Origin of the sequence: Psychrobacter fjordensis (assembly GCF_904845995.1) — a bacterium.
In the GTDB taxonomy this organism is placed as follows: Bacteria; Pseudomonadota; Gammaproteobacteria; order Pseudomonadales; family Moraxellaceae; genus Psychrobacter; species Psychrobacter fjordensis.
The window spans coordinates 708,248-719,753 of sequence record NZ_CAJGYP010000002.1; the positions used below are offsets into that span (position 1 = coordinate 708,248).

Here is an 11,506-nt window from a genome sequence, read left to right on the forward strand (position 1 = left end):
CTAAAATTAGTTAACAACTGAGTTGTGATAATGTTTCAATATGCCTGTTTAGAAGGCTGCTACGAGCTTTTAATCAGCCAGTAGCAAGGTATTCATTGGGTTAGTATGTAACTTCGATTGAGCCTGAGTCCACAAACTAAAATCAGAGAGTCGAAATACTGGTGAAACGGATCAACTTCCGTATTGAATACGATTCTAGTGCTGTGGAACTGAGCTTTTCTCATTCTTTTTCGCTTCTGATATGAGCTTCCGAAAAATACGAAACACTCATGCCTGGTATATATTGATTAGAGATAAAAGCCTGACAACGACTAGAAAAGGCTTGTTGAACATTGGTTAGTCTGGCGTTCTTAGGCGTCGCAATACCGATTTTCATGGGGCGTACATCTCCCGATATTCTGACCATAACCACTTTTTTGCCATCGGCAGAAAAATCCGTCTTTGGACGAACATTGAGAATGGTATAACCAATATTGTTTCCCACCATGGAACGAATGACATCCAAGTATTTACAGGTTTCTTTAATATTGGGTTTTAGATTCTTAGTGCGGAAAAGAGAGAGGAAATAATCATTACTGTATGGCATGTCTAGCAGTATCATCGGATATTCAGTGAGCTCTTCCAACGTAACTGCTTGGTTTTTGGCCAATGGATGAGATTCAGCCAATAGAACATATGGAGGTAAATCTGCTAATGGCGTAAAGTTGATTAGGTTCTCATCGATATGCAAGTCATACAATAATGCAAGATCTAACGTGTTTTTTATCAGCTCTTGTAATAATTCATGGTGATCCTCTATGACGGCTTCTAACTCTACCTGCTTATATAAATTCGAAAATCCATGTATGATTTCGGCGTAAATAAAAGGGGCAAATGCTGAAAAACACCCAACTTTTATTTTTCCGCGCATGACGCCTGTGAAGTCAGCTGACATAGAATAAAGATCAGACGATTGTGCCAATATCACTTTGCAAGCATCTTTTACCTGCTCTCCGATTTCTGTTAACAGCAACCCTTTGGCATGTTGGCGAATGAATAACTGTGCATGAAGCTCAGTCTCCATGTGTGCGATTGCTGCTGATATCGAGGGAGATGAGATATGGATCTTTTCAGAAGCAATAATAATACTGCCACTTTCTGCTGTGGTGACAAAGTATTCCATTTGACGTAGAGTGATGCGACTTAACACGATAGATCCTTTTTATTAAATAGTATTTACAAATCTCCAGGTACTCCATAACTCGGTGACATGGTTGGATTGAAAGCTCTCATAACATAATCGCCCAATTGAGGTTCATAGACCTTCCACAATTGCTGCAAGTCTTCTATGGGAGTATCCGACCAATCAACTCGAAGGTCTACAATCGGCCATGTGGTTTTATCGACCACTAGCAAGCCTGCAGAATGTACTGCCCCTTCTTCCCCACCTGCGTTATAGCCAGATACTAAGCTCTCAAGCAGTCGGCTGGCAAGCGACCCCTCACTTTTTTCAAAAGTATTTAGCATCTCTTTTGGTATAGAGGTGTTTGACAACATATTTCCAGCACAAGAAGCGTGTTTGCCTTGAGCGGTAGAAAATGTGCCTAAGGTGTGCTCACCACTAAACACGAAAGACGCGTCTGTGGTATTCAAAGCCATTAATTGGCGATATTGGATAAATTCTGTGCTTTTTATCAGTTCTTGACCCGCGTCATTTGGGGTTAAATCATATTGCATCATTTCAATCAATATTTGAGACAAATTGGGATCAGTAATGTTTTGACTCGCTACCACACCGACACCTGCTTTAGCACGAATACATCTAGACGCCACCGCTGGTGATGAAGAGCTAACCGCCGCACCCAACTGTCCTGTTTTTGTGCATCGAGCAATAATAGAAAAGGTCATCATCTATCCTTAATAGAAATATAGTTTTAGATTACAGCGGTAGCATCAACTTCTACCAACCACTCAGGACGAGCCAAAGCAGACACCACAATGCCAGTAGACACTGGATGGACGCCTTTTAGCCAACGCCCAACCACACGATAAACATCTTCACGATATCTAGGATCTATGATGTAGATAGTGATTTTGCAGATATCCTCTAGCTCTCCACCGGCCTCTTTCAGTAACTGATTGATGTTAGACATGGCTTGTTCTGTTTGACCTTTTACATCCCCAATACAAACACTTTCATTGGTCTCTAAATTTTGGCCAATTTGCCCTCTTAGAAATACCGTGCTGCCTTTTGCAACCACTGCTTGGCACAAGTCATTATCAATATTTTGCTCAGGGTAAGTATCTTTTGTATTAAAGGGTCGAATACGTGTGTGTTTCATGGACTACCTCATATCAGGTTCGAATAAGATGGGCGATATCTAATAGGGAAGTTATGTTTGACTGCCTTATAAACAGTATGTAGCAAATCGATTTCAAGGCAAATTAAGATTTCCTTTCCAATGATTAGGTTCAGCCATATCAAAGCTGATTCGGTTTTTTGAGGTAAGAGTTCAGGACATACGATTGTCCTTTGATATGAAGAAAAATTACGATGACTTTAGTAGATATGATCTATTTAGAGACTTTGAGCTATGTAGAGTTGCTATTGAAAATATTAATTTTTGTTTAGAAAGAGAATGGTCGTATGTCAATCAACAATAAAAATGTAGACATGCTAGTGGTTGGGTCGGGTCAACCTGGTATGAGGATGAGTGAGTATTTGAGCAAACTAGGTATTGAACATATAGTTTTGGAAAAGAACAGAATTGCTAAGGTATGAAGGACTCGTATATGGGATTCGTTAGTAGCTAATGGGCTTTGCTGGCATGACAATTCTCCAAATATGCACTTTCCTCATAACCTAGAATGTTTCGTCCCGCACAATGAAGTCGCCGAATATTTTGAAAATTATGCCAAGATGATTGATCCACTCGTTGCAACCGGTGTGGAAGTACAAAATATTGTCAAAATTAAGAACAAGAAGGGTTTTACGGTCAAAACCAACAACAATGTATTGCGAAATATAAGACATAAAAAAACATTATCAGAGCTATAAATTGGTTGCAAAAATTTGATTAATGTTGTGATAGTAAATTTATAATTAGTGATGAAGCTAAGGAAATATTCCTGTATAAAAAACTGAGTAATAGTAGATAATTAAGTCTCAAGTGTTTAACGACTCTCTAAGGATATCTATGCATCACTCTATTCATGACGAGCCTCATCTTAGCAACCGCAACCATTGGTTAAGAGCAGCCGTGTTAGGTGCGAATGATGGGTTGATTTCAACTGCCAGTTTACTGGTTGGCGTTGCAGCGGCAAATCCTAGTAGTCAGACAATGCTATTGACCGGACTGGCAGCATTAACAGCAGGTGCGTTATCAATGGCAGCTGGCGAGTATATTTCGGTATCTTCGCAAGCAGATACCGAAAAGGCTGATTTGACCAAAGAGCAGTATGAGCTGACACATAATGCTGATCGTGAGCTCTTTGAATTAACGAAAATTTATGAGACGCGCGGACTTGATCACACATTGGCTCATCAAGTCGCGGTGGCTTTAACGGAACATGATGCCCTTGAAGCCCATGCCCGTGACGAGATTGGTTTGACCGATCTTAGCCAAGCAAAGCCAATTCATGCATCCGTTGCTTCAGGATTATCGTTCATTGCTGGGGCGATATTGCCTGTGATTGGTGTAATAGTATTACCAGCGCAGGCATTGGTTTGGTCACTGGCATCTATTACCTTACTTGGTCTCGTTCTGTTGGGTGTGATATCTGCCCGTTTGGGCGGCGCGCCCATCATACCTGCTATCGTTCGGATCGTTTCGTGGGGAGCGATTGCAATGCTAGCCACATCGATGATTGGACGTTTATTCGGTGTGGCAGTGTAGAGAGGCGTCTATTGAAATAGTGGGTGAAACCTAGTCGTTGGTCTCACGATACACTGTATTTTGTGATTCTTGTCTAAATACCTCATAACTGATAGCAGTATCAGCCTGTGGATCATTAGATGCAGATGATGGTGCCTCAGCAACCTCAGTTTGATTGGTTGTGCTACTTTGATTCTCGCTAGTAGCCTCACCTTGTTTTGTAGCTGCTACTGGCGTATCTGCCGTACTTGGCTCTGTCTCATCTACGCTTGTTTCCGATTCAATATCTTCAACAGGTATACTGTTTGTCGTTACTTCTGTCTCAATTGTCTCATTATTATTGGGAGTTGAGCTTGCACTATCAGGCATAGTGGTATTTGTTGAAGTGGATAGAACACCAGTGAAAATGAGCACTGCGACGATAACAGCAATTAATAATGAGCCAAAAACGATACCAATAATAAGCGGTTTTTTGCTACTTGCCAGCTTGTTCTGTGCTGTTGCTGCTGGCTCATTAACGACTTCCTGTATCTGCGCCTCTTGAGTGGCCCAGTCATCATTATAGGTAGTCGCTTTGGCGTCAGATTGCATCTCAGCTTCTGAATCCATGACTTTGTTATAGTCACTATTCAATTGAGTATGAGTATCATCAGATTCTATCTTTAATGATTCATCGATATTGAACGTTTCTTCTTCTACAAGTGAGTTTGAATTTGAGAAATCAAAAACAGTATCTGTGTCGGTCGCGGTTATATCTAATGCTTTCTCTCGTGTCTTTATATTGCCAGTAGCACGGCTGTCATCTTCAGTGCTTTGAACACGACTGATGAAGCGATCATAGATATCGTTGTTGGTACGGGTACGCGATTTTTTGTTGGCAATTTTCGCCAACCTCTCTTCAAAATCTGTCTCGATATCCGTTTTTTTGTCGCTCATAGAATAATACCAAACCAGTTTATTCTACTGGTATTAAATGACTGCTAGAATGAGTTGTGATATTTATCACCAAATTGTAACTATAGCGTAAGCAAACAATATAGTTGCTCACCATATTATCTTCAAGCACAATTTATTTGATATTAATAATATTTGTAAATATATCCAGCATAATATCGTCAATATGCTAATGAATATAAAGACAATATATAAAAACAGGTTTAAGGGTATGGACTTAAAACAGCTTAATGCATTTATCGCTATCGCAGATTTGCGCAGCTTTAGTGCAGCCGCAACCAAAACAGGATTGTCACAACCTAGCCTCTCCCGCCTCTTAAAACAGCTCGAAACAGATATGGGCGTAGAGTTGATCGATCGCTATCATCGGCCGCTAGATTTGACTGAAGCAGGCGCGTTTTTTTACGATAAAATCAGTACCATACTGACTGAGATTGATACCGTTACCAGTATGACTCAACGACTGTCTGCACCAAGTAGTATTTTAAACATTGGCTTTGTGCCCTCTGTGCTTTATGGCTTGCTTCCTGAAATAATCGCGATGCTCAAGCAATCCAGCCCCGACATCGAAGTCAATCTAAAAGACATCAGTTCATATCAGCAGATAGAGGCACTCAAATCTGGTGAAATCGATATCGGCTTTGGTCGCTTTGCTCACAAAGACCCGTGGATTCAGCAGATATTACTACGTCATGAGCGTTACGTCGTCGCGCTACCAAAAGCACACGCCTTAGCGCATATCCGTGAACAGCGCTTGATAGACTTGGCAAACAACCGCTTGATCCTATACCATCAAACGCATTTACCAATAGCCACAACCGTATCGACTTCGAACACACAGAGCGCAAAGTTGACCGCTCATACAAAAAACAACCGTACAACCAACAAGCAGTCCACACTTAATACACCTATTACCGAGCCATTACTACATTTGTTTGCACAATACGGTATTTCACCATTTATGACCACAACAGTAAGTGACTTACAGGTAGCGCTGGGTTTGGTGGCTGCTGGTGAAGGTATTACCCTCGTACCTGCCAGCCTAAAAACGGTGCGCACTGAGCAAATTAGTTATCAAAGCTTGGTGCATGAGAATGTTACCTCACCTATCTATCTACATACGCTCAAAGACTTCGTTCACCCTAGTATTCCTGACTTACTCAGTGCGATTTATCACGTTTATGAGCAGCGCGGTATTACTTATCGTCAGCAGAAATTTATGTGAGTATTGTCAACCTTGACTGTTAAGTGCTAATCTCGCTATCACGCCCAGTAAAAAACGGTCAATCGTTAACTATCTATTGGTATTGACCGTAAAAATTATCATTATTACGAGCAGTACAAGGTGTGATACAGTCACCGCTTATTTTTTTGTACACATTGCTGTAATGGTTGCTGGCAGTACATCACAGGACGTGATGGCTGGCTATTTAACTATTTCGAGGGACTCATGACCACACAACAACTCAACAATTCCGACATGGCTGGCACTGCCCAAGAAGGCTTTAGCTGGCGCATTTTTGGTCCTGGTATTTTAATGGCGACTGCTGCTATTGGTGGCTCGCATCTTATCTCCTCTACGCAGGCTGGTGCTATCTATGGCTGGCAGTTGGCTATCATGATTATCTTAGCCAATGTATTCAAGTATCCTTTCTTTCGCTTCGGCACTGACTATGTCTATGATACGGGCGAAAGCTTGATCGCAGGTTATGCCAAACGCTCAAAAGCATATTTGTGGATTTACTTTATCTTGTCTATCCTATCTGCGGTGATTAGTACAGGAGCGGTGACCCTGCTTGCTGCGGTGATACTGGGCTTTATGCTACCCGCGTCTCTTGGTCTATCAACGATGGCACTGTCATTGATCATAGTGGGAGTGTCTTGGTTCTTTCTACTTGCTGGACACTATAAACTACTGGATGGTGTGACTAAGTGGATTATGATTGCTTTGGTCTCCGCCACAGTATTGGCAGTACTGATTGCTGCTGGCAAGCCAACGGTGATGACGCCTGATTTTATTCCTACCTCTCCTTGGAATTTAGCAACGTTAGGCTTTATAGTAGCGCTCATGGGTTGGATGCCAGCGCCGCTTGAGTTTGCTGCTATTACCTCAATGTGGACATCTGCAAAGCGAAAAGCTGACCACACCACTCTCAAACAAGGTTTGCTTGATTTTAATGTGGGATTTTTGGTTTCTGCTATTTTAGCGTTGTTCTTTTTATCATTAGGTGTATTCGTTCAGTATGGTTCTGGTCAAGAAATTCAAACCGCAGGCGTCGCTTATATTGATCAGCTCATCAACATGTATACGGCGACCATCGGTGAATGGTCAAGGCTTCTGGTCGCCTTTATCGCCTTTATGTGTATGTTCGGCACGACGATTACCTGTGCTGACGGCTATGGCCGTGCGAATGCTGAGTGCTGGCGTCTACTGAAAGGTGAAAGCGAGATTAATAAAAAACAAGTCGCCTTTTGGACGACTTATGCCATCGGTGGTGGTCTAGTGATTATCACTTTCTTCACCGGACAATTGGGTGCCATGCTGAAGTTCGCCATGATATCAGCGTTTGTGTCTGCGCCTATTTTTGGTTGGTTAAATTATTCATTGGTCAAAAAACATAAAAAACTATCAGCAGGTATGAATGTTTATTCAATTATAAGCTTACTGTTCCTAGGTGGCGTTGCCTTGTTATTCTTAGCCAATCTTGCCGGTCTCTTTGGTTAGACGCTTATCTAGAGTACGTCTAATCATTTATAAAGCCCTTTTAGCCTTGCTATCAGGGCTTTTTTCTTGCGTAATATTTATAAAGCGTGACAAGTACTTAGCCTATCTTTGTAAGTAAATGTAAATATTAAAGGTCAATCAATGAAGTCGTTTTACTAAAATGAATAGTAATGCATATGAACCGTTGATTTATGGATACCATTATTTATTATTCAAATAATATTAATTTTATTTAATTCATAATTTAAATTATATAATTAATGACAGCAAAAACCCCCTTCCCAGTGACTGATAATTGGGTATAATCGATAACAATAAAGAGAATATCATCCCTCCAAGTAAGGATTACAACATGACTTTATCATCTGCTGGCGCGCGCTTCCGTAGTGCCTTAAAACAAAAAAACGATAACAACCAACCACTACAAATTGCTGGTGCTATTAACGCTTATACTGCGATGATGGCAACCCAAGTTGGTCATCAAGCGCTGTATCTCTCTGGTGCTGGCGTGGCCAATGCGTCATTTGGCTTGCCTGATCTGGGTATGACCAGTCTTGATAACGTCCTAGAAGATGCCCGCCGCATTACCGATGCCGTTGATACACCGCTACTGGTTGATATTGATACTGGCTTTGGTGGCGCCTTTAATATTGCTCAGACCATCAGAAAAATGGAAAAGGCAGGCGTCGCGGCAGTACATATCGAAGATCAAGTGGCGCAAAAGCGCTGTGGTCATCGCCCTAATAAAGAAATCGTTAGTATCTCAGAGATGGTTGATCGTCTAAAAGCCGCACTAGATGCCAAAACCGATCCTGACTTTGTGGTGATGGCGCGTACAGATGCCTTATCTGTAGAAGGTTTAGATGCTGCTGTTGAACGTGCTGTTGCCTTCCAAGAAGCTGGCGCAGATATGATTTTTGCTGAAGCGTTAACCGATATCGAGATGTATCGTAAGTTTACCGATGTACTAGACATTCCTGTGCTAGCGAATATGACTGAGTTTGGTCAGACTGATTTGTACACCACTGATCAGCTGCATGGCGTTGGAGTTGACATGGTGCTGTATCCGCTATCAGCATTCCGTGCGATGAACAAAGCGGCATTGAATGTCTATCAGCATTTACTGAACGATGGTACACAAGACAAAGTTGTCGATACCATGCAGACTCGTATGGAATTGTATGATTTCTTGAATTATCATGAGTCTGAGCAAACGCTAGACAAGCTATTCGCTGATAACAAATAGTTAATGATTAGCAGCTAGTTGCTAGTTAGTTTAATTAGTGATCTTAATTAGCACCTAGCAACGCCAAAAGATACATTGCTACTGCTGTTATCTTTACGATACTCCTCTTCACTTACCTTTAGGTTATTTATGTCATTTTTTACCCCTAGTTCTATCGTTAAATCTTCAATTTTTAGCTGCACGCTCGCTGCGTTGTTGCTTACGACGGGCTGTGATAAAACACCAGAAACTGCTGACGACACGACTAGCGATGCAAGCACTGCTGAAGTCGTTGCTACAGATAAGGCTGCTGCACCCGCCACTCAAGACGACCTAGTAATGACAACAATTACGCTAGACACTGTCAACAAGCTATTATTTGCACCGATTATCAATAGCGGTACACTCAGCGCAGAGCAAGTAAGCTGCCTTGAGTCGCGCGATGAAGACTTAGGTAAAGCAGAAGTCGACAGCTTCTATAAGAGTCAGTTTACCGATGCAGAGCTGCAAGAGTTGGATGACTTTTATACATCAGATGTGGGGAAAAAGTTGATTGCTTTTGGCAATGAGCAATTGCTCGTCATGAATGGCGAAGAAATCGCAACGCCAATGGCTGAACCTACTCCAGAAGAGATGACGGAAATTCAAACGTTTATGGAGTCACCGCTTGGCGTTAAGTATATGAAGATTAATAATGCAGAAGGCGAAGGCAGTGCAATGGAAGTGCTAAACGTGCCTATCGAAGCCGAATTTAAGCGTTGCAATGTCGACTTAGGTGGCCCACAGCCTGAACAGCCTGCGTAACGCTCAACTGGCCGCTATAGTCAGTTATTAACCAATAAATTCATTATCAGAAACACCGTTTTTTACCCAAAAAAGCTACCCACAAAAGGAATTTAATCATGGCAGCACAAAAAGAACTTTCAGGCGCAGGTTTACGCGGTCAAGTCGCTGGCAAGACGGCACTATCTACTGTTGGCAAATCAGGCTCAGGTCTAACCTATCGCGGTTACGACGTGTCAGAACTGGCAGACAAATGCATCTTTGAAGAAGTGGCGTATTTGCTACTGTACGGCAACTTGCCAAGTCAGAGCCAACTTGATGCTTATCAAACCAAACTAAAAGGCTTACGGGGTCTGCCACAATCACTAAAAGACGTATTAGAGCGTATCCCAGCGACTGCACATCCAATGGATGTATTGCGTACTGGTTGCTCTATGCTTGGTAACCTTGAGACCGAGACTGACTTTGCAGAAGAAAACGATCAAACCGATCGCATGCTTGCTGTTTTCCCATCGATTATCAACTACTGGTATCGCTTTACGCATGATAACGTGCGTATCGAAACCGAAACGGATGATGAAACCATCGGCGGTCACTTCTTGCATCTGCTAAAAGGTGAGAAACCAAACGAGCTACACACAAAAGTGATGAACGTGTCTCTTATCTTGTACGCAGAGCACGAGTTCAACGCTTCAACCTTTACCGCTCGCGTTTGTGCTTCTACTTTATCTGACATTCATTCTTGTATCACAGGCGCGATTGGTTCATTACGTGGTCACTTGCATGGCGGTGCGAACGAAGCCGCGATGGATATGATCGAAGGCTTTGGTTCAGCTGATGAAGCTGAGACAGAAATGATGGCTATGCTGGCACGCAAAGACAAAATCATGGGCTTTGGTCATGCGATCTATAGCGAGTCAGATCCACGCAATGTCGTGATTAAAGGTTGGGCTGAAAAGCTGGCAGCGGACGTTGGTGACGAAGTGCTATACCCTGTATCAGTACGCTGTGAAGAAGTTATGTGGCGCGAGAAAAAACTGTTCTGTAATGCTGACTTTTTCCATGCCTCTGCCTATCACTTTATGGGCATCCCTACCAAACTGTTCACACCAATCTTTGTTTGCTCTCGCTTAACAGGCTGGGCATCTCACGTGTTTGAGCAACGTGCTAACAACCGCATCATTCGCCCAAGTGCAGAATATACGGGTGAAGAGTTACGTCCAGTACCGGATATGAGTGCGCGTTAATTTTTCTTGATATAGAAGCTATGTAGAGTGTACCGATTTGATGCACTCTATCATTACTTTTAAAACATTTGAAATGCTATGATATTCGACAATACTTTCGATATTAAATCGGCATTAAAAGATGCACCGTTTTTGCATACTTGGTGGTCTTGTACCAAAGAAAGTAAGGATTTTAAGAAGATTTTCACAGACGAACTAGAAAGAGAGCTTTATATAGGCCATCCACTATATGGATTTGAAGTTGAAGCTCTTGCACAAGGTATAGGTGATGATTGGTTATTTAAGATTACTCATTCAAACCAAGTCTGCGTTGTGCATCTAACTCGCAAGCAGGCTACTGAAATCCCCCCTTATCCATTAACACAAATATATGAAAACTTAGATGATTGGTATGAAACAGACTACATACCTGATTTTTTTGAAATATTAGGTATTCCAAGCAATTTGAGTTTTTTTGAGCAAAATGTTATTGGTTACGCCATCGGTTTTATTACGAGCTTGGATTTTGAAAGTTACCTTTATACTTTAGATAATAAAGAGTACCTGTTGACAGAGGATGAATATCTCAGCTTTATTTCCTTAAATTTTGATAATAAGTTTGAGGTACTGATAGCTTTCAATCAGTGGTTTAGAAAAAATTTCAATGATGCCAGATATGATTTATTAGAGATAAACAAAAGATTCAACAAGTAACTATAAACTGAATATCTATCTGATT

Annotated in this window: 12 protein-coding genes; 8 read left to right on the forward strand and 4 right to left on the reverse strand. The window is 41.6% G+C overall.

Features of this window, described 5'->3' with window-relative positions:
* Nucleotides 1-220: 220 nt before the first annotated feature.
* Genes JMW61_RS11400 through JMW61_RS11410 form a run of 3 tightly spaced genes read right to left on the reverse strand, consistent with a single transcriptional unit; the run spans nt 221 to nt 2,321 of the window.
* On the reverse strand, nt 221-1,189 hold the full coding sequence (locus JMW61_RS11400; protein WP_201551373.1) for a LysR family transcriptional regulator: 969 nt from the start codon (nt 1,187-1,189) through the stop codon (nt 221-223).
* 26 nt (nt 1,190-1,215) lie between these two features.
* Nucleotides 1,216-1,887: a DUF1028 domain-containing protein gene (locus tag JMW61_RS11405; protein WP_201551375.1), complete on the reverse strand. Its 672-nt coding sequence runs from the start codon at nt 1,885-1,887 to the stop codon at nt 1,216-1,218.
* A gap of 26 nt (nt 1,888-1,913) precedes the next feature.
* Nucleotides 1,914-2,321: a RidA family protein gene (locus JMW61_RS11410; RefSeq protein WP_201551377.1), complete on the reverse strand. Its 408-nt coding sequence runs from the start codon at nt 2,319-2,321 to the stop codon at nt 1,914-1,916.
* A gap of 332 nt (nt 2,322-2,653) precedes the next feature.
* On the opposite strand from JMW61_RS11410, the gene JMW61_RS14440 reads away from it, so the two are divergent.
* Both JMW61_RS14440 and JMW61_RS11420 read left to right on the forward strand, forming a co-directional pair.
* Nucleotides 2,654-2,761, forward strand: a complete 108-nt coding sequence (locus JMW61_RS14440) for an FAD-dependent monooxygenase (RefSeq protein ID WP_227687490.1) — start codon at nt 2,654-2,656, stop codon at nt 2,759-2,761.
* Nucleotides 2,762-3,176: 415 nt separating this feature from the next.
* Entirely contained in the window at nt 3,177-3,875 is a 699-nt protein-coding gene (locus JMW61_RS11420) for a VIT1/CCC1 transporter family protein (RefSeq protein WP_201551381.1), read from the forward strand.
* Between the two features lie 30 nt (nt 3,876-3,905).
* On the opposite strand, the gene JMW61_RS11425 is transcribed toward JMW61_RS11420, so the two are convergent.
* Nucleotides 3,906-4,790, reverse strand: a complete 885-nt coding sequence (locus tag JMW61_RS11425; protein ID WP_201551383.1) for a RodZ family helix-turn-helix domain-containing protein — start codon at nt 4,788-4,790, stop codon at nt 3,906-3,908.
* A gap of 229 nt (nt 4,791-5,019) precedes the next feature.
* Here JMW61_RS11425 and JMW61_RS11430 point away from each other — a divergent pair, with 229 nt between their 5' ends.
* The 6 genes from JMW61_RS11430 to JMW61_RS11455 all read left to right on the forward strand — a co-directional run bounded on the left by JMW61_RS11430 (nt 5,020) and on the right by JMW61_RS11455 (nt 11,481).
* Nucleotides 5,020-6,033 carry a LysR family transcriptional regulator gene (locus JMW61_RS11430; protein WP_201551385.1) on the forward strand — a complete coding sequence of 338 codons (1,014 nt, stop codon included), beginning with the start codon at nt 5,020-5,022 and terminating at the stop codon, nt 6,031-6,033.
* Nucleotides 6,034-6,258: 225 nt separating this feature from the next.
* The gene (locus JMW61_RS11435; protein ID WP_201551387.1) at nt 6,259-7,533 is read left to right on the forward strand and encodes an NRAMP family divalent metal transporter; all 1,275 of its coding nucleotides are present in this window, start codon (nt 6,259-6,261) and stop codon (nt 7,531-7,533) included.
* A gap of 352 nt (nt 7,534-7,885) precedes the next feature.
* Entirely contained in the window at nt 7,886-8,779 is an 894-nt protein-coding gene (gene prpB, locus JMW61_RS11440; RefSeq protein ID WP_201551389.1) for a methylisocitrate lyase, read from the forward strand.
* Nucleotides 8,780-8,908: 129 nt separating this feature from the next.
* Nucleotides 8,909-9,562, forward strand: coding sequence for a DUF2059 domain-containing protein (locus tag JMW61_RS11445; RefSeq protein ID WP_201551391.1), 654 nt, complete (start codon nt 8,909-8,911; stop codon nt 9,560-9,562).
* 98 nt (nt 9,563-9,660) lie between these two features.
* Nucleotides 9,661-10,788 carry a bifunctional 2-methylcitrate synthase/citrate synthase gene (prpC, locus tag JMW61_RS11450; RefSeq protein WP_201551393.1) on the forward strand — a complete coding sequence of 376 codons (1,128 nt, stop codon included), beginning with the start codon at nt 9,661-9,663 and terminating at the stop codon, nt 10,786-10,788.
* A 78-nt stretch (nt 10,789-10,866) separates the two neighbouring features.
* Nucleotides 10,867-11,481: a hypothetical protein gene (locus tag JMW61_RS11455; protein WP_201551395.1), complete on the forward strand. Its 615-nt coding sequence runs from the start codon at nt 10,867-10,869 to the stop codon at nt 11,479-11,481.
* The last annotated feature ends 25 nt before the right edge of the window (nt 11,482-11,506 follow it).